We start from the raw sequence: 19,143 nt of genomic DNA on the forward strand, positions 1-19,143 counted from the left end.
ACGGAAGGTAAGAGGGAGGGAACTCTATCGCACGAGCAGTGTCTTCACCAGGGCACTGTCCAAGGCATAGCTCTCTCCCTCGGGCGTAAAGGCACTCTTGAAGGTAAACGCGGCGGGGGTGGGGCCGTCGGTGTGGAGCAGTGTCAAGCGGTCGTTGGACTCCGTCCAGGTTGGTGTGTGGCTGTCGGCGACCCACCACGCAACATAGGTCGGCAGCGGGAACTCGTTCACCCACTCCTTGCGGTGCCGGAGCGACTCGGCGTGGCTCCCTGAGTAGGCAAAGGCATACACCGCCTCCAAGCTCTCCCAGAGCGAGAGCGTCCGCGCCAAGCGGGGGTAGGTCTCGGTCGGAAGCGACGCCGGGTAGATCCACTCGCCCCAGCTTACGCCGTCGAGACCCGAGCGACCAAGGAAGCCCGGGCTCGCCGCAGCCGCCGCGAAGTTACCCGGAGCCCGCTCCTCAAAACCCGCCACACCCGGAGCGCCCCACGGCTCTTTAAGAAGCCCAAATGTCAGAAATGCTAGTCTTGCCATGGTTATCCTCTATCCTCATCGACAGGGTTGTGTCGGTTGAGACGATTATACCCACTAAAGCGGGGCGAACTCGGGTAAGATGCCGCCATGAAACAGCCCAATATCTGCCTCATCTTCATGGACGACATGATGCACCGGCTACTCCTCGATAAAGAAGTCGAGACACCGAACTTGGACAAGCTCGTGGCGCGGGGGACGACCTTTACCCATGCCCACAACCAGGGCGCGTGGTCGGGGGCGGTCTGTATCCCCAGCCGCGCGATGCTGATCACCGGGCTCTCGCTCTGGCACGCGCGCGAGCGGATCGAGAAGACCCCACTCCTAGGCGAGTGGCTGGGAAAGCACGGCTATACGACACACTTTGTGGGCAAGTGGCACAACTCCGATGCCGCCCTGAAGCGGAGCTACCAGACTATCGGACCCCACGCAGGTGGCTTCTACCCCTCCACCGACGAGAAAGGCGATGCCTACCTGCGCCCCGCGCCGGGAAACAACACCTGGAAGCCCGATGACCTGTCGCGCAAGGGCCACTGGCTCGAAGTCGACGGCAAGGTTGTCCACAGCAGCGAGCACTGGGTCAACGGTGCACTGGAGTTCCTCAAAAGCAATGCTCACCCCCTAACCCCCGCCCGGCGGGGGGACAATGCGGATAGCCCTTTCTTTCTTCATGTCGCCTTTCACGCGCCCCACGACCCGCGCCAGGCCCCGACCGAGTACCTCAATAAGTACCCGATTGAGCGTGTCAGCCTGCCGCCCAACTTCCTGCCCGAGCACCCCTTCGACAACGGCGACCTGCGAGTGCGCGACGAGAAGCTGGCACCGTGGCCGCGTACGCCCGAGGCGATCAAGCAGCACCGCAAGGAGTACTACGCGATCCTCACCCACGCCGACTACCACATCGGGCGTATCCTGGATGCCCTCCCCGACGACACCCTGGTTGTCTTCTCGGGCGACCATGGGCTCGCGGTGGGGGAGCATGGGCTGATGGGCAAGCAGAACTGCTACGACCACTCGGTGCGGATTCCGCTGGTCTTTGCGGGGCCGGGGATTCCTAAGAATAAGAAAAACGATGCTCTGATCTACCAGAACCAGATCTTCGCCACGCTCTGCGACCTGGTCGGGGTGCCGCAGCCGCCCGGCCTGGAGAACCCCAGCCTCGCGCCACTGGTCAAGGGGGGCAAGCAAGAGCGCGATGCGGCGGTCTTTGGGGCGTATCTGGATGTCCAGCGCATGGTGCGTACCCGCACCCACAAGCTGATTGTCTACCCCAAGGCCAAGCACGTCCAGCTCTTTGATCTGGAGCACGATCCCTGGGAGACAAAGAACCTCGCCGCCGAGCAGCCCGAGCGGGTAAAGAGTCTCTGGGGGCGCCTCAACACGCTCCAAAAACAGCTCGCCGATCCTCTGGAGCTCCCGTTTTTGCAAGCCTCAGAGAATTTGTTAAAATAGTATCAGGAGAAGATGATGCAAGACCCCATCGTAAAGAGCCTCTCACCGACGGAGCTTCAGCGGCTTGTCAGAAACCTCAAGCCCCTCGCCGATCCTAGCCTGCGCGAGGCACTGCGCCCCGCAGGAATCGACCTCGTTGTGCTTCCCTTTGAGGTCGAGGTGCGCGCCCGGAGCCCCCTCACCTTTCGGCTGACGATTCCCATTACCAACTTCGGTCGCACGACCTTCACAGGGGGGGGCAGTGACGGCCTACCTACTCTCAATCTCACGTGACAATGCGTCCCCCGCTCCCAGCGACGAGGGAGCCAGAACCCTGATTACCCATGATATTCCCACCCTACGAACCGGTGAGCGGACACTGATCGTCGCCGATGTCTCGGTGACCGTGGGGACCTCTGTCCTAGAGAATCTCTACCTGCGCACCTGGGTGAAGCTCAATGCCGTCGATCCGCGTACACGGCGCTCGATCGAGTACCACGATGCCAACGATAGCAACAACACCGCGCAGCTCTCTGGCACCGAGCTGGTGCGACGCCTCCGCGCCGCGGGAATCCCGTAGCGATCTCTGCTAGAATGGCAGGATGAAGAAACCCAACATTGTCCTGATTCTCACCGATGACCAGGGCTTTGGCGATCTCTCCTGCCATGGCAACCCGGTTCTCAAGACACCTCATATCGATCGCCTCCACGATGAGGGCGTGCGCTTTACCCACTTTCATGTCAGCCCGACCTGCTCCCCGACCCGCGCAGCGCTGCTCACGGGCAAGCACGAGATGCGCTCGGGGATCAGCCACACGATCTACGAGCGCGAGCGGCTCTCGCTCAAAGCGACGACACTAGCACAGGTGCTCCAGGGTGTCGGCTACGCCACCGGCATCTTTGGCAAGTGGCACCTCGGGGATGAAGACGCCTACCAGCCCGATAAGCGCGGCTTTGACGAGGTCTTTATCCATGGCGCGGGTGGGATCGGGCAGAGCTACCCCGGCTCCTGCGGCGATGCGCCCGGCAATACCTACTTCGATCCGGCGATCTGGCACAACGGGCGCTTCGAGAAGACCAAGGGCTACTGCACCGATGTGTTTTTTGCCCAAGCGACCCGCTGGATCGAAGAAAAACGCGCCGAGAAAGCCCCGTTCTTTGCCTACATCACGCCCAACGCCCCACACGCTCCGCTGCAAGTGCGCCCGGAGGACGAGGCACGCTACGCTGGGAAGGTGGCGGACAAGCAGGCGGCGAAGTTCTTTGGGATGATCGCCAATATCGACGACAATATCGGGAAGCTCTTGGAGCGCCTCAAAGAGCTGGGCATCGAGCGCGAGACCCTAGTGGTCTTTATGAACGACAACGGCGGCACGGCGGGCGTAAAAGTATTCAATGCGGGGATGCGGGCATCGAAGAACACGGTCTACCAAGGCGGCACCCGTGCGGCATCGTTCTGGCGCTGGCCGGGAACCCTCAAGCCCGCCGACTGTGACCGGCTGACGGCGCACCTCGATATTCTTCCCACCCTCGCTGAGCTGACCGGAGCCAAGGCGCCGCGAGAGCTCGATGGCCGCAGCTTGGTATCGTTGCTCAAGAACCCGCAAGCCAAGTGGGGCGACCGGATGCTCTTTGTCCACACGGGCCGCTGGGAGCCGGGGCAGCCGCCTAGTAAGTACGGCAACGCCGGGGTCCGCTTCTCGCACTACAACGCGGTGGCGACCAAGAACCCCAGTGCCTGCTGGCAGCTCTTTGACCTCGATACCGACCCCGGGGAGACCACGGATATCTCGGCGCAGAACCCTGCGCTGGTACAGAAAGTCAATGCTGCCTACGACTCCTGGTGGGCGAGTGTCCTTCCCTGCCTGGAGAACGAGGACGCGTACAAGACCGCGCCTAAGGTCAACCCGTTTAAGGCACGCTACGAAAAACAGTTTGGAGGCTCCTCGAAATGAAGCTCTTTCTTCTTGCCGCACTCGCCGCGGTGACACTGGTGTCCGGTGCCCGGGCGCAGGAGGCGATTCCCTATAAAGAGGCCGACGGCAAGCAACTGGTGCTTCAGGTCTTCAAGCCGACCGGCTGGAAGGCGAGCGACAAGCGCCCGGGCTTTGTCTTTTTTCACGGCGGGGGCTGGACCGGTGGGACCCCCACGGTGCTCTACCCACAGGCAAAGGCGCTGGCGGCACGCGGGATGGTGGCGATCAGCGCCCAGTACCGCCTCGCGGAGAAGGGGAAAGCGCCTGAGACCTCGGTGAGCGATGCGCGCTCGGCGATGCGCTGGGTGCGGAGCCATGCGGGCGAGCTGGGAATAGACCCCAAGCGCCTCGGGGCGGGCGGTGGCTCGGCCGGGGGGCACTTGGCGGCGCACTGTGGGACGATCAAGGCCCTCGACGATCCCAAGGACGATAAGGCTGTCTCCTGTCGGCCGGATGCGCTGGTGCTCTTCAACCCGGTCTACGACAACGGTCCCGGCGGCTACGGCAACGAGCGGATCGGGGAGCGCTTTAAGGAGTTCTCGCCGCTCCACAACCTGGATAAAACGTCTCCGCCGACGCTTGTCTTCTTTGGTGATAGGGATAACCTCGTCCCTGTTAAGACCGCCGAGGCGTTTCGCGATGCCCAGCGCGCTGCCGGGGTCAAGTCCGAGCTGATGGTCTACCCAGGGCAAGGGCACGGGTTCTTCAACAAGGAGCCGTATCTCGGCAAGACGATCGCGGAGATGGAGGGCTTCCTAGAGGGTCTCGGCTGGCTGAAAAAGCAACCCAAGCCCGACCCCGCTCTGCGCCCGATCGCCGAGACACCGGGCCTGCCACGGGTGCTCCTGATCGGCGACTCGATCTCCATGGGCTACACGCTCCCCGTGCGCAAGCTCCTTGAGGGCAAGGCCAATGTGATCCACCCCCCGGTGAACTGCTCCCACAGTGGCTTCGGGGTGCGCGAGCTGGACAAGTGGCTGGGAGACAAGCCGTGGGATGTCATTCATGTCAACTTTGGCCTGCATGACCTGAAGTTTGTGGACGAGAAGGGGACGATGGTCGCGGTGGAAAAGGGCAAGCAGCTCGCCTCCCTCGCCGACTACGAAGCCAACCTACGCACGCTGGTGGCACGGCTCAAGAAGACCGGAGCCAAGCTGATCTGGGCCACCACGACACCCGTCCCCGAAGGCACCACCGGCCGGATCGCCGGCAGCGAGCGCGCCTACAACGAGGTTGTTGTCAAGGTCATGGCCGAGAACCAGATCCCCATCGACGACCTCCACGCCGCTGTCGCCGGGAGCCTGGCGACCCTGCAGCAGCCCCGCAATGTCCACTTCACCCCCGCCGGCTACGAGGCACTTGCCCAGGCTGTGGTGAAGCAAGTCACGGCTAACTTACGCTAAATAGCACCGATCACTATCAAGATAGGCTTTGTCTTATATGGATAATCGTGGTTTTTGTGTAGAGTGGAAATTTGCACATGACGAATAGGTAAGTAAATCGTCACAAGATGTTATGATGTCACGTCTGTAAACCTGGCGAGCGGAAGTTGTTTAGTGCATTCCTAGCAACAAAGAGCGCAGTTGAATTAAAGCTAAGAAAGTTCTGTTGAAAATGAAGCGAATGTTATCTCTTGTAGCGGCCTGTCTTCTCGGAGGAGGGCTTGGCTCTCACACGATGGCACAAGGCCCAATCATCCCCCCTGATGTCGCACGAGGAATTCTCCGTGAGAGCCTGCGTATTGGGTTCCTCAGTGCGGAGGGGCCGCGAAACTACGCTCTACGCTCCATGAATTTTGATGGCACGGCGACGACTGACCTCTGGGGGACACGGCTTCCTCTGAGCAACGAGAGCTATGCGGGGGTGGACTTTACCTTTACGCCCGATGGTCAGACTGTGGTCTACTCTGCTGTCGATGGCACCTATGTTCAGGCGCGTGGCCGGGCGCGCACCAAGATCATGACCACCGTTGTTGGGGGAATTCAGGTCTCCCCGGATGCTCGGAAGCTGGTCTACACGCGCAAGGTAGGCACCAGCGAGACGGATATCTACGTCTGCAATATCGACGGAACCGGGGAGCGGCAGCTCACAAATGCCCGAGGAGCCGAGGCATGGCCCGCTTGGTCCCCCGACGGACGCAAGATTCTCTATGCACAAGGTGCGGGGGTAGGTGAGATACAGAAGCTCATGGTCATGGAGGCCGATGGGAGCAGCCAGCACGCCATCACCCGGGGAAGCTTCACGGCACCCGATGAGATCAAGTTCAATATGGGCAAGTGGTCCCCCGATGGCACGAAGCTCGTCGCTGTTGGCTATACGGCAGGCCGGTGGCAGATCTACACCCTCAACGCGGATGGGACATCCCCTCGACAGCTCACCACCGATCCCCTCATGCACTCCACGCCAAGCTGGTCCTCCGATGGACGAAAGATCCTGTTTTCTGGGCCAACAAGCGCCGCTAGCACCGCAAAATGGGACATCTTTGTGATGGATGCCGATGGGGCGCACCTGACCAACCTGACCAACACCCCGGATATTTCGGAAACAAGTCCTAAGTGGCAAGAACCTTATAGCCTACCACGACTGCGCCTGGGACTTTAGAGAGGTTGTTCCCTATGAAAAACCAGTGGACTGTAGCTTCTTTAGGAATAGGGCTAGCACTTGCCGCTCCGACGCTTGCGCAGCAGAAGATCGTGGGGCGCGTTGGCGCTCCACTCACCCTCGGGGATTCCAAGGTGACGATCCGCAATATCCGCAACCAAGCGGGGACACCCCAGCAGCAGCCTCCTCAGGGCTACCACTACATCGCCTTTGAAATGCGGATGGAGGCGGGAGCGGGCACGAAGGTGACACGCGCCCCCAAGGGCTTTGAGGGCGTGACGGTCTACAAAGCCGTCACGACAAGAGCACCCGAGCCGGGCGTCATCTCGCAGCGGCAGCCCGCTCCGGTGCTCCGTGGCAATGCTCCCAGCACGCCGGGCGTGGCGAGCGGCCCGACAACCATCACTCGAACCACAACCACCGCTCCGGGGCCGGGCATGATCTCGCGGCCCGAGCCCCGCCCGACTCTGCGTGGCAACGCGCCTGTCACTCCCGGAGTGGTGGCGCAAGGCTCGGGTGGGAAATCGTCGCCCGACACTCTCGCGATGCTAGCCGACCCGGTGCGGGTCTTGGGGGCGAGCGAGGCGCGGGTGATGTCCAAGAAAGGGCTCGCACCGGGCGAGGCGTTCACCTGGACCGTCGTTGCCCTCGTGCCCAACACCGAGGACCGCGCGGCGTGGCTTGGCTTTATTCTCCTGCAGCCGCAGGGCCGTGCGCCGCAGAAGCTCAACTACGAGATCGACCTGGGGACACTCCCGCCCTACACCGCGCCCGCCGAGGTGAGTGTTGCCGTGGGGGAGTTGGGGACGCTCTTTGGCTACCAAGTGAAGGTCACCGGAGCTGCCACGGGGACGCCCAAGGCCAACCCGCTTCGCTCCACCAGCCCAGACACGGTCGCGGTGATTGTCTCCGTGGAGCACACCAACCCGCTGCCCGAGGCCATTGCCCACGGCGCTCATAGTGTCGTGCTGGAGGATCGTGCGGGGACTGTCTACAGCGCGGATCTCTTTGCCGGACGGCTGCCGTCGCAGACCCGCCCCGGTAAGACCACCAAGGCCGCCTTGACCTTTCTCGTGCCCGCCGCCAAGCTTGGGGAGCTGAAGGCACGCTTCAATCCCGCAATCGGCTATGGAAATGTGGTCGTGCCCCTCACAGGACTACAGCTTTAAACAATGAAAAAATACTATCTACTAACTGCCATCACGCTTCTTGGAGGCACCTTCCTCTTCCCCGCAAAGGCCCGAACACCGCAGATTGGGAAGCCTAGAATCCCGCTTCTCACCGATACGTCCTATGTTGCCTACATCCGATTAGACTCGGTGGAGCCGCGCATTGGTGCCATCAAAACCGATCGTAGTGAGGAGCGGGATCTGTGGGGGAAGCGCACCAACATCGGAAGTACTCGCTATGGGCTCACCTTCACGTCCGAGGGACGAACGGTCTTTTATTCCAATACCACCGGTATCTACCGCCTCGATCGTGATGGGGCTCCCCGTCGGATCTTGGATTTTACTGCCTCACAGCTCCAGCTATCTCCCGATGGCCGAAGCCTCCTGGGTATAAAAGCACGGGCCACTTCAGAAACCACCGAGATATTCACCGCTGCTGTGGATGGAACCCGTGTAACTATTCTGACGCCCCCCGGGGAGTTTGAGACTGCTCCTTGTTGGTCGCCCGATGGCACTCAGGTTCTTTATGTTAAGCGAGGACATATTTGGCTTAGAAAAGCAAGTGGGGCTACTCTAAGGGAAATTCAGACTCCCGATGCTCCCATAGGGGTTCGTGATACCTTCTTTGGAGTTCGTTGGTCGCCTAATGGAAGATCTATTGTTGCAGGATGTATTGCCGGAAGTGGAAGCTACGAAACAAGGATTTGTGTGTTTAATCCTGATGGGACAGGGTTTCGTATCTTGCCAACGGGATTAAAATACCACTCTGGCATGCACTGGTCGCCGGATAATCGTAAGATTGTTTTTTGTGGTGGTGATTCAACCGACGGCAGTACGAAGTATGATATTTTTATGATGAATGCTGATGGCAGTGGGCTGGTGAACCTGACCCAGTCTCCGACCGTCTCGGAGGTGGAACCACGGTGGCTCGCAACCTGGTAGTTGCCAGAGCACCCGCCCGGCACAGTAGCGCAGTTCAGGTTTGGTATACTGAGCCGTGCCCAACACCGACACTGTAACGACGCCTGCCTCGCCTAAGAAGGCCCTCACCGACCGCGCGGTCGCGAACCTCTTTCTCCTGCCCACGATCCTACTGCTCGTGGCGATGAATATCTTCCCGCTCTTCTGGTCGCTGGGGCTGAGCTTTACCAAGTTCAAGGCCAACGCCAACAAGCCCGCGGAGTGGATCGCCAACGCCAACTACGTGGAGATGATGAGCCGCGAGCAGGTCTGGCACTCCTTTACCACCACCGCCGCCTTTGTGCTCCTGGCGGTCGGGCTCCAGCTGGCCGTCGGCTTTGGCCTGGCGATCCTGCTCAACCGTAGCTTCAAGCTCAAGGGGATTGTCACGACCTTCTTCCTGCTTCCCATGATGCTGAGCTCCGTGGTGGTGGGGCTGTTCTGGCGCTTCCTGCTCGACACCAACTTTGGGATGATCAACTGGCTCCTGGGCTCCGTGGGGCTGATGGACCCCAAGAACCCGATCAACTGGACCGACAAAGACCACGCGCTCTGGTCGGTGGTGATCGCCGATACCTGGCAGTGGGCCCCCTTTGTGATGCTCATCGCGCTGGCGGGGCTCGCCAGTGTTCCCAAGACCCTCTACGAAGCGGCGAGTGTGGACCGGGCGAGCGAGTGGTTCCGCTTCCGGTTTATCACCATGCCCTTCATCACGCCGCTGCTGCTGATCGCGCTGCTCTTTCGGACACTCGATAGCTTCAAGATGTTCGACCTGGCGTGGATCATGACCGAGCGCGGCGCGACGGTCGAGACGGTCTCGATCCAGGTCTTCCGCGAGGCGCTACGCAACTGGAACACGGGCAAGGCCTGCGCGCTAGCCTATATCGTCCTGCTGGTGATTATCGGGCTGACCAACCTCTACCTAATGATGATGGCCCGGGTGCGCGGCGAGGCCAAGCTCGATGCCGCCCCGCTCTTTGCGCCGGAGACTCCCTGGCTCGTGGGGATTCAGAAGGCCGCCACCCCGACCCTGGGGATTCTCTTGCTCTGGGGAGTCTTCAAGGCCGGCGGGCCGCTCTTTGTGCTGGGGCTTGCCGTCCTGGGAGGGCTGATCGCCGCGACGTTCTCTATCCCACAGAAGGTCCGCTCCGTTCTGGCGACCATTGGGATCGCGGTGGCGCTCTTTGTCTATCTCTTTCCTCTAGGCTGGATGATCGCGACCTCGCTGAAGCAGTACACCGATGTCAATGCCATGCCCCCCAAGTTCGCGTTTACCCCGACTGGTGCCAACTACGCGGCGATCTTTAGCAGTGTCGATGGCAAGAAGTTTTTAGGGCAGATGGGCAATAGCCTCCTGGTGAGCGTTGTCTCCACCCTGATCGCGGTCTTCATGGGCACCCTGGCGGCCTACACCTTCTCCCGCTTCAAGATCAAGGCCAAGGGCGATGCGCTCTTCTTTATCCTCTCGACCCGCATGCTCCCGCCCGTTGTCGTTCTGGTGCCGGTCTATCTCATGTACCAGCTGATCGAGCAGAAGACCGGCATCAAGCTACTCAACACACTCTTTGGCCTAGGGCTGCTCTACACGACAGTCGGGGTTGCCTTTGCGACCTGGCTGATGAAGGGCTTCACCGACGATGTCCCGCCCGAGTACGAGGAGGCGGCGCTGCTGGACCGCTACTCGCGCCTGCGAGCGATGCAGAAGACTGTCCTGCCGCTCGTGATTCCCGGTATGGCGACCACCGCGGTCTTTGTCTTTCTCAACGCCTGGAACGAGTACGCCTTTGGCTACTTCCTCTCCGGCCTGGAGCCCCTCACCGCCCCGCCCTCGATCACGGCGGTGATTGGCGGCGGCTCGATTCCCTGGAACGAGGTGGCCGCCCGCGCGATGGTCTTCCTGCTACCCGCTGCGGTCTTTACCTTCCTGATGCGCAACCACCTGCTACGCGGCATGACCTTCGGCGCGATCAAGGGAAGATAAGATGAACCGACTGGACACACGTTTTGCGGCGCTGAAGGCACAGGGCGAGAGGGCGCTGGTGGTCTTTGTGACCGCGGGAGACCCCTACCCGGAGCGCACGGTCGATGTCCTCTGCGCGCTGGCGGAGGCGGGAGCCGATGTGATCGAGCTAGGAGTCCCCTTCTCCGATCCCCTCGCCGATGGCCCGACCATCCAAGCGGCGAGCTTTCGGGCGCTCCAAGGCGGGATGAACCCGCCCAAGGTGCTGGCTGCCGTGCGCGAGGCGCGTGCCCGTGGGGTGAGTGTCCCTATCGTGCTGATGGGAGCCTACAACCCGGTGCTCCAGTACGGCCCCGAAAAGTTCGCCCAGGACGCCGTGGCGGCAGGAGTCGATGGCGCGATTGTCACCGATGTCATCCCCGAGGAGGCCGATACCTGGAAGCCGATCGCGGATGCGGCGGGCCTCGCGACCATTTTCTTACTGGCCCCGACCTCGACCACGGAGCGGATGGAAGCGGTCGGAAAGCTGGCGGCGGGCTTTATCTACTGTGTCTCCATGACGGGAATCACCGGCACCAAAGAAGTGGTCCCGAGCGAGCTGCCCAGCCTGGTCGCGGCGATTCGCCAGCACGCCGGCACCACCCCGGTCTGTGTGGGCTTTGGGATCAAGACCCCCGAGCAGGTCAAGGCCATCTGTGCCTTCGCCGACGGTGCCGTGGTCGGGAGCTCGCTGGTCACCCTGCTGCACGAAACCCGCGAAAACCCCGAGGCGCTGGATGTCGTGAAGGCGTATGTGGCGTCGCTGAAAGAGGCAACGCGCTAGCTCGGACATGAGCCCGGACAACGAGTGTCCGGGCTTGAGAGGGCGACGGCTGCCTTCGCAGCCAACCGAATCTACTGCGTCCGCAGGTGCCCGTCGCCCTCTCAAGCCGAGACCCTTGTGGTTACGGCTGGTTCCGGCAACTCGTTCCGCGGGCTCTCGTGGTTCCGGTTTTTGCATTCTCGTGTACAATGGCCCCATGAACCGACGACAGTTTCTGGGAGCCGCCGCCGCGCCGCTCTTTCTGCCTAGCTCTGTGCTGGGACGTGCAGGCTTCACCGCGCCCGCGGATCGTATCACCGTGGGCGTGATCGGCTGTGGGAAGATGGCCAACGACTTCCACCTGCCCACACTGCTCGACTTCGACGATGTACAGATTCTGGCGGTCTGCGATGTGGACACGACCCGGCGGGAGCGTGCCAAGAAGCGGGTGGAGACCCACTACGAGGGCGAGGGCCGCGCGACCAAGACCTGCGCCGCCTACAACGATTTCCGCGAGGTGCTCGCCCGCAAGGATATCGATGCCGTCGTGATTGTCACCCCCGAGCACTGGCATGCGATCCCGATTATCGAGGCGTGTAAGGCCGGCAAAGATGTCTACTGCGAGAAGCCGCTGACCCTCACCCTCGCCGAGTCCAAGCGCTGCATCGAGGCGGTGCGCAAGTACAAGCGGGTCTTGCAGACCGGGAGCCAGCAGCGCTCGAATGTCTTTGGGCGCTTCCGCGAGGGCTGCGAGTTTGTGCGGAGCGGGCGGCTGGGCAAGATCAAGTCCGTGACGGTAGGTGTCGCGGCACCGAGTGTCTGGTGCGACCTGAAAGAAGAGATGCCCGAGCCCGGCCTAGACTGGGACCTCTGGCTCGGGCCGGCTCCGATGCGGCCCTACAGCTCCGTGCTCTCCCCCCGCGGCCAGCACAACCACTTCCCCGCCTGGCGCAACTACCGCGAGTACTCCGGCGGCGGCCACGCCGACATGGGGGCGCACCACTACGATATCGCGCAGTGGGCACTGGGCAAGGACGACACCGACCCTGTGGAGATCGTCCCCCCCGACGATCCCATGGCGACTTTTGGGGCGAAGCTGATCTATGCCGATGGGATCGAGGTGACCCACGGCGGCCCGAGCGGCTGCTTCTTCACCGGCACCAACGGCACCCTGCACCTGGACCGTGGCGTGCTAAAAAGCGACCCGCCCGAGCTGGCCAAGACCCCGCTCAGTGAGAAAGAGACCCACTTGTTTGTCTCGCCGGGCCACCACCGCAACTGGATCGACTGCATCAAGAGCCGCCAGAAGCCCCTCTGTGATGTGGAGATCGGCTGTCGCTCCGTGGCGCTGGTGCAGCTGGCCAACCTTGCCTACTGGCACCGCCGCCGCCTGAAGTGGGACCCCGTCAAGTGGGAGTTTATCGGCGATAAAGAGGCCAACAAGTGGCTCGACCGCGAGCGCCGCTCCAAGTGGTCCCTGCCAAAGGTGTGACATTTTGGCATCCCGGCTCGCTTAGGCTCGCCACCCTTCGCCACACCCAAAGGGTACCCGCCTCGTTCCGAGGGGCAAAGGGTTTAGGGTACGCTTTATTAACCCTTCGCCCCAACGAAGTTGGGTTTCAGGCGAAGGGTGACCGAGTGGTGCGAGGTCGGGATGCCAAACAACGAAAATCATGCAAGAAGAGAAGATTACTGAGTCGCTGAAGCTCGCCGATGTCTGGGCGGGGCACCCGGTGGGCTTTGCCCTGCTGACCCACGGCAACCAGCAGTTTGTGGCGTTCTACGATGCCACGCGACAGATGACAGTCGCGCAGCGGAGCCTGGGGAGCAAGACCTGGAAGTACACCAAGCTGCCATCGCAGCTGGGCTGGGACTCGCACAACTATGTCACCCTGGCCGTGGATAGTGGCGGGTTTCTGCATGTCTCGGGCAATATGCATGTCGTGCCACTGGTCTACTTCCGCTCGACCAAGCCGCTCGATGCCAGTAGTTTGGTGCAGGTGAAGGCGATGACGGACCAGAAAGAGACTCGGGTGACCTATCCGCTGTTCTTCCGGGGCGCCAAGCAGGAGCTGATCTTTACCTACCGCGATGGCGGCAGCGGCAACGGCGACCAGCTCTACAACACCTACGACCCCAAGACCAAGACCTGGAAGCGCCTCACCGAGCAAGTCGTGACCAATGGCGAGGGCCAGCGCAATGCCTACCCCGCCCTCCCGCAGCTCGGCCCCGATGGCTACTTCCACCTGATCTGGATCTGGCGCGAGACTCCTGATGCCGCCACCAACCACCACCCGTCGTATGCCCGTAGCCGCGATCTGGTGCACTGGGAAGATAGCGCGGGAAAGCCCCTGACACTGCCCATCACCCTCAAGACCGGCGATGTGATCGACCCCATCCCGGAGCACGGCGGCGCGCTCAATGGCCTCGTCAAGCTGGGCTTCGACTCCCAGAAGCGCCCGATTGTCTCCTACACCAAGTACGATAAGAACGGCAAGAGCCAGCTCTACTGTAGCCGCCGTGAGAGGTCCGGCTGGAAGGTCTACCCCGTGACCCGCTGGGACTGGCGCTGGGAGTTTGGCGGTGGGGGGACAATCGCTGCGGAGATCGGTCTGGGGGCGGTCGAGAGTGCGGGGGCGGGGCGGCTCAAGCTAGCCTTTCGGACAAAGAGCCATGGGAGCGGGGTGCTGGTGCTCGACGAAAAGACACTCGCGGTGGTCGAGAAGCTCCCCCCGCCCGAGGGCTACCCCAAGAGCCTGCGCGCCGTCCGCGCCAAGTTCCCCGAGCTACAGGTCAAGTGGGCCGGCGACCTAGGCAAGCCTGCCTCGGGCGGCGGGCGCTATGTCCTGCGCTGGGAGACCCTCGGCCCCAACCGCGACAAGCCCCGCACCGGCCCGCTACCGCCTCCCTCGGAGCTGTGGCTCTATCGGCTACAATAGCTCATGAGCCAGAGACTTGAGACCCCCGAGCAGGTAGTCGCCGCGATCTACGACTGCTTTGCACGCCGCGGCCACCAGAGCTATGGCGAGGATGTCACCGAGCAGGAGCACGCGCTCCAGTGCGCCTACTTTGCGGCCCAGGTGGGGGAGCCCGAGAGCCTGATCGTCGCCTGCCTGCTCCACGATATCGGGCACCTGCTCCACGACCTGGGGGAGGATATCGCCGAGAAGGGGATCGATGCCCAGCACGAGGAGTACGGCGCCCGCTGGCTCGCGGCCTACTTCCCCCCGGAGATTGTCGAGCCCGTCCGCCTGCACGTCACCGCCAAGCGCTACCTCTGCGCCCGCGAGCCCGGCTACACCGAGGCGCTCTCGGAGGCATCGCAGCGGAGCCTGGCTCTGCAAGGTGGCCCCATGACCGAGAGCGAGGCGCAGGCCTTTGAGGCGAGTCCCCACGCCGAGTGGGCCGTCCGCCTGCGCCGCTACGACGACCAGGGAAAAGTCACCGACCTGGTGATTCCCCCGCTGGAGAGCTACCGCGCGCTACTGCTTGACCGGGCGCGGCTGGGCGATCAGAAAGGCGGTTAGGTCCCAGGACTCCTGGAGGGTGAGCGCGCCGCCAGAGCCGAAGGGCATGTTGTGCTTGAGGAAGCCCGCCATCTTCTCCGGCTTGGCCCCAAGCCCCGCCAGGTTGTTGAACGAGCGCGGCCCCCAGAGCGCGGGCCGGTAGTAGGAGCCGCTCTCGTAGCGCCCGCTGCCATCGGTGCTGTGGCAGGCCGCGCAGCGCTGGGCAAAGAGCTCCTTGCCGCGTACAGGGTCGCCGTCGCGCTTCTCCACTTTTAGCATTCCCGTCGGCTGGGGCGGGATGCCAAGGGCCTGCGCCTGCTCATCGAGCCAGTGGAAGTAGGCATTGAACGCCGCCATCTCGGGGCCGTCGGTGGGCAGCGGCCGGCCGTTCATGCTGCGCTGCATGCACTGATTAATGCGGTCGTAGAACTTCTGCGGCGTCTCGTACTTGCCGTCGGCGAACATCCCCACCCACCACGATGAGCTCGGGTTGCGCCCGACATCGAGGTGGCAGCTCCCGCAGTGCAGCTTGTTGCCCACATAGCGCGGCATCAGCTCGTAGCTGCGCTCCGCGAGGGCGTGGCCGCGCTGGACCGCCCGCCAGTTTTTCTTGTCCCACTCGGTCACGGCCTTGGTGGGCGGCGGGATGAGCGGCATCTCCTTCACCTCGGGCTGGGCGCGGCGGATAGAGAAAAGAAAGTCCGCGCTGACATACTTTTCCGTATTGAGCGTGCGTGCCGACGCGTGGCAGCCCAGGCAGGAGCTCTCCTGAACAAAGCTCTCCATGGTCGTGTTGGAGAGAAAAGTCGGCTCGACACGCCCGCCCGGCGCGGGCCACTGCGCCCCGACCAGCTCGTAGTTCTGGAGGACACTGCCCGTGGCGTGGAGCACCTGCTGCTGTGCCCGGTTGAGCTCCCGGAGCCGCGCCCGGAGCGGGCTGAGGCGCTGCACGAGGTTCGGGACACCCGGCTCGGTCTGCTTGTTGGTCCGCGCCTCGGGGACCAGCGGGGGGCAGAACGATGCATCGCTGCCCTCGGTGTTGCTGATGTGCTCGAAGGTCGCCCAGACCCACTGGGGCGCCGACGGTGTCTTCTGGACGATGTGTAGCCCGACCAGCCCCATCTTGCGCTTGCGCTTGCGCCCCGCACGCCCGTTTTTGGTATCGAAGACCACGCACTCGCGCGTGAGGTAGTGCGCCTCCTCCCCCGGTTCCAGCTCACGCCAGCTCGCCTTGACCGCCATGGCACCGTCGGGGTAGCGCACGCTCTCCGCGACGCGCTGCTGGCGGCTGTCGTAGAGCTTGTGGCTGCGGAGGTAGTCGAAGAGAACCTGATTGACCCGGATCTCGTAGCGCACCACGTGCCCAAAGCGATCCGTGAGGGTGGCGGGTAGGGTGCCATCGCTCTGGACGGCTTGTAGGTTGTCGGTCAGCTCGCGCTCATGGGGGAGGGGGGCACTCCAAGGAAGCGGCTCCGCGCCGCCTCGCAGAAAGATCTCCCCCGGCGTCTTCCACGTCTCCCAGACCCGCAGTCCCTCCGCCCCGAAAGGCTTGTTGGTGTCGGCTACCCCACGCTGATCGGCCCGTGCTGGCCACTGAATCGCCACAAACTCGTCCCAGGCAAACGCATCCACCGCCCGTTGGGTCTCTCTAATCTCCGGCCCTGAGAGCCCCCTGGATACATCAGTAGGAACGGTCGGGCTGAGGGCCACCGTTGCAAGAGCCGTCGCTGGAAGCAAGGTCGCAAGAAAGCGCATGCCGTTATTCTACCGCGAAGGGGTTGGTATAATTTCGCATGCTCCCGCCGCCACTCACCGATGAAGAAGTCCGCCAGCGTGTCCTTTGCCCCTTAGAAGGATATCTGAATTTCCCTCTAGGCATATCCTTCGAGATAGAGGGAATGCCGGATCATTCTGCAAAGGAAGAGACTTGGCTGCAGGTTGTACCTATAGTCTACCGCCGGGAGTGGGAGAAGGCGTATTGCTATGGCCTCGCCGATGATGCGCTTGCCCGTATTCTAGTCAAGCTCGAAGCGCCTGATAATCCCTCAACTCCTCTTGTACAAGTGCTCGCGAAAGTAGACATTCCTCGTCTTTTGGAAACAGTGAAGGAGATGTGTGATACCAAAAATATCTCGGCCTGGCGCGTACTACACCCCTCTCTTCAAGAGTCTCTCGAATTCTTCGTGATACTTCTTCTCCTTGTCATCAGTGCCATTTGTATCATCGTAGCACTTGCCCTTCTTCCTCTCGTGGCTATGGGAGGGATACTGTGCTTTGTGTTAGCAATCTGTCTATCGCGATGGGTAGAGCAACAAGCTACCCGACGACTCCTTGAGCGGCGTATCAATCCACAGATGACATTCCAACAGCTGGCAGAGTGCATTCGCGATACGGCAAGAATCCAAGCTCAGGAGATGCAAACAGCCGCACAGGCTCGTAAAGGGCAGGGACGGAAACGTTAGCGACGCTCTTGCTGTATTAGGAAAAGAGAAAGAGAACGGCAGCGACAGTGTCACCAAGAGCCCCGACACAATCGCCAGCGCTTCTTCTTCTATCGCCAACACACACAACGCTATCGCCACTGGCCGCGACGCCAGGAAAGGATGCCCTACTATGCCCGCTCTCGTTACTTCGGAGATACTCAAGACCGCAAAAGCCTGCGCGATTCACTGGGAAAAGGTCGATGCCACTCTGGGAGCCTCGCCGCTGACACTTCGCCGTGGCTACACGCTTGCTAACTTTACCACCGACATCACTGCCCTGGAGCAGCGCCTTGCCCAGATGCCCGATACGGAGAATGCCTACGGAATCGCCCTGGCGGAGCGCGATGCGGGCAAGGCACCCCTTAAAGCGCGCCTGAAACAGTTCCGCGCCGCTGTGCAAAACAAACTCGGCGACACGGCTTTCCTAGGCGAGCTCCCCGCACAGCCCAAGACAACGGCGACGGAGGCGGCATTTCTGAGCGCCTTCGACGACATGGCCGACCTGTGGGAGCGGATCAATGCGGCGACCATCAACGGCTTCACCCCGCCCCTCACCCTTGCCAAGGGCTACTCCCTCGCCGACTTCACCGCCGAGCTTGTCGCACAGCGCACCACCTACAACAAGACCCGTCAGGCAATCGCCGATGCTGCCCTCACCCGAAAGGAGCGCGACACCGAGACAAAAGCGGTCTGGGAGCGCATCAAGCAGTACCGCCAGGGATGCTTGGCAGTCCTCGACAACACCGACCAACTCCTGGAAATGGTCCCCTGAGAGAGCCATGCCCAAGCCTTTTGATGCCACTACCAAGTTTCTGGTCGAGCTCAACCCCACGGACTGGCTCCACTTACTGGGGTTGCCCCTAGGCCCCACACGCATCTCGGAGACCGATCTCTCCACGGTCTCGACCGCCGCGGATCGCCTCGTTGTTGTGGAGGCAAGCCCGCCCTACGCGCTCCTGGTGGAGTTTCAGGGCAACACCGACCCTGAGTTTGAGAGCCGCTTGCTGGAGTACACCGTCCTTGCAAAGAATCGCTTGGGCATGCCGGTCTACCCCGTGGTGATCTTGCTACGCTCGTTTACAGGGCAGGACAAGCTCCGCGGGCGCCACCGGATGCTTGGCCCCGACCAAGAGCTCTTGCTGGACTTCCGCTACCGGGTCTTGCGTATCTGGCAGATGCCCCCTGAGGTATTCCTTGCGGGGGGGCTAGCGATACTCCCCCTTGCCACGATTGCACGCACTCGCCGGAGTGAGCTCGTTCGCATCTTGGATCGGATTGAGGAGCGCTTGGAAGTGGAGGCCGCGCCCGCACGCGCCGACCTCCTGCGCACGGCAACCTTTATCTTGATGGGGATAAAGTTTGATAAAATCCTTGTGGAGAAACTGATGAGCAGAAACGTACTGGAACTATCGTCGACCTACCAAGCCATGCAGCAAGAAGCCCGCGCCGCTGGCCTCGCCGAAGGACGTTCCGAAGGCCTTGCCGAAGGACGCTCTGAGGGCTTGACCGAGGGACGCGCTGAGGCGACACGGAGCCTGATCCTAAGAATTGGGGGGCGCCGTCTCGGCATGCCAACTCCAGAGCAAGTCTCCTGGCTAGAGGGTATCGCCGACCCCGAGGTGCTCGATAGCATCGTGGATCGCTTGCTCGAAGCTGAGACCTGGGACGAGCTCCAGAGTCCTTAACTCTCCATGCCCCCACCGCCGCTCACCGACGAAGAAGTC

At 62.1% G+C, this 19,143-nt stretch carries 17 protein-coding genes; 15 read left to right on the top strand and 2 right to left on the bottom strand.

The genetic code is table 11. The features are described from left to right. Positions 1-24: 24 nt before the first annotated feature. A complete protein-coding gene (locus HNQ39_RS01765; protein WP_184192234.1) occupies positions 25-534 on the bottom strand; it encodes a DUF3291 domain-containing protein in 510 nt (169 codons plus the stop codon). Positions 535-621: 87 nt separating this feature from the next. Between HNQ39_RS01765 and HNQ39_RS01770 the strand changes: the two genes are divergently transcribed. The 12 genes from HNQ39_RS01770 (at position 622) to HNQ39_RS01830 (ending at position 14,957) form a co-directional block, all read left to right on the top strand. Next, on the top strand, positions 622-1,983 hold the full coding sequence (locus HNQ39_RS01770; protein ID WP_184192235.1) for a sulfatase family protein: 1,362 nt from the start codon (positions 622-624) through the stop codon (positions 1,981-1,983). A 12-nt stretch (positions 1,984-1,995) separates the two neighbouring features. Continuing rightward, on the top strand, positions 1,996-2,256 hold the full coding sequence (locus HNQ39_RS01775) for a hypothetical protein (protein WP_184192236.1): 261 nt from the start codon (positions 1,996-1,998) through the stop codon (positions 2,254-2,256). Next, positions 2,225-2,542 (top strand): hypothetical protein, encoded by a 318-nt coding sequence (locus HNQ39_RS01780; protein ID WP_184192237.1) that lies wholly within the window; start codon positions 2,225-2,227, stop codon positions 2,540-2,542. The genes HNQ39_RS01775 and HNQ39_RS01780 overlap by 32 nt, the downstream gene beginning before the upstream one ends. 22 nt (positions 2,543-2,564) lie before the next feature. Continuing rightward, positions 2,565-3,917 (top strand): arylsulfatase, encoded by a 1,353-nt coding sequence (locus tag HNQ39_RS01785; RefSeq protein WP_184192238.1) that lies wholly within the window; start codon positions 2,565-2,567, stop codon positions 3,915-3,917. Beyond that, complete coding sequence (locus HNQ39_RS01790) at positions 3,914-5,341, top strand: alpha/beta hydrolase fold domain-containing protein (protein ID WP_184192239.1); 1,428 nt, start codon at positions 3,914-3,916, stop codon at positions 5,339-5,341. Before HNQ39_RS01785 ends, HNQ39_RS01790 begins: the two co-directional genes overlap by 4 nt. Before the next feature lie 220 nt (positions 5,342-5,561). Continuing rightward, a complete protein-coding gene (locus HNQ39_RS01795) occupies positions 5,562-6,539 on the top strand; it encodes a TolB family protein (protein ID WP_184192240.1) in 978 nt (325 codons plus the stop codon). 14 nt (positions 6,540-6,553) lie between these two features. Then, positions 6,554-7,708 (top strand): hypothetical protein, encoded by a 1,155-nt coding sequence (locus HNQ39_RS01800; protein WP_184192241.1) that lies wholly within the window; start codon positions 6,554-6,556, stop codon positions 7,706-7,708. A 997-nt stretch (positions 7,709-8,705) separates the two neighbouring features. Then, complete coding sequence (locus tag HNQ39_RS01810; RefSeq protein WP_184192243.1) at positions 8,706-10,649, top strand: ABC transporter permease subunit; 1,944 nt, start codon at positions 8,706-8,708, stop codon at positions 10,647-10,649. A 1-nt stretch (position 10,650) separates the two neighbouring features. Further along, positions 10,651-11,451 carry a tryptophan synthase subunit alpha gene (gene trpA / locus HNQ39_RS01815; RefSeq protein WP_184192244.1) on the top strand — a complete coding sequence of 267 codons (801 nt, stop codon included), beginning with the start codon at positions 10,651-10,653 and terminating at the stop codon, positions 11,449-11,451. A gap of 196 nt (positions 11,452-11,647) precedes the next feature. Then, positions 11,648-12,922 carry a Gfo/Idh/MocA family protein gene (locus HNQ39_RS01820; RefSeq protein ID WP_184192245.1) on the top strand — a complete coding sequence of 425 codons (1,275 nt, stop codon included), beginning with the start codon at positions 11,648-11,650 and terminating at the stop codon, positions 12,920-12,922. 181 nt (positions 12,923-13,103) lie between these two features. Further along, positions 13,104-14,369: a BNR repeat-containing protein gene (locus tag HNQ39_RS01825; RefSeq protein WP_184192246.1), complete on the top strand. Its 1,266-nt coding sequence runs from the start codon at positions 13,104-13,106 to the stop codon at positions 14,367-14,369. A 3-nt stretch (positions 14,370-14,372) separates the two neighbouring features. Further along, positions 14,373-14,957, top strand: coding sequence for a phosphonate degradation HD-domain oxygenase (locus HNQ39_RS01830; protein ID WP_184192247.1), 585 nt, complete (start codon positions 14,373-14,375; stop codon positions 14,955-14,957). Here HNQ39_RS01830 and HNQ39_RS01835 read toward each other — a convergent pair. Continuing rightward, positions 14,913-16,691: a c-type cytochrome gene (locus tag HNQ39_RS01835; protein ID WP_184192248.1), complete on the bottom strand. Its 1,779-nt coding sequence runs from the start codon at positions 16,689-16,691 to the stop codon at positions 14,913-14,915. The genes HNQ39_RS01830 and HNQ39_RS01835 overlap by 45 nt on opposite strands. 38 nt (positions 16,692-16,729) lie before the next feature. Here HNQ39_RS01835 and HNQ39_RS01840 point away from each other — a divergent pair, with 38 nt between their 5' ends. From HNQ39_RS01840 to HNQ39_RS01850, 3 genes are all read left to right on the top strand, one after another. After that, positions 16,730-17,398, top strand: coding sequence for a hypothetical protein (locus HNQ39_RS01840; protein ID WP_184192249.1), 669 nt, complete (start codon positions 16,730-16,732; stop codon positions 17,396-17,398). A gap of 151 nt (positions 17,399-17,549) precedes the next feature. After that, complete coding sequence (locus HNQ39_RS01845; RefSeq protein WP_184192250.1) at positions 17,550-18,191, top strand: hypothetical protein; 642 nt, start codon at positions 17,550-17,552, stop codon at positions 18,189-18,191. 7 nt (positions 18,192-18,198) lie between these two features. Further along, positions 18,199-19,104, top strand: a complete 906-nt coding sequence (locus HNQ39_RS01850; RefSeq protein ID WP_184192251.1) for an RpnC/YadD family protein — start codon at positions 18,199-18,201, stop codon at positions 19,102-19,104. The last annotated feature ends 39 nt before the right edge of the window (positions 19,105-19,143 follow it).

This window comes from Armatimonas rosea (assembly GCF_014202505.1).
Lineage (GTDB): Bacteria > Armatimonadota > Armatimonadia > Armatimonadales > Armatimonadaceae > Armatimonas > Armatimonas rosea.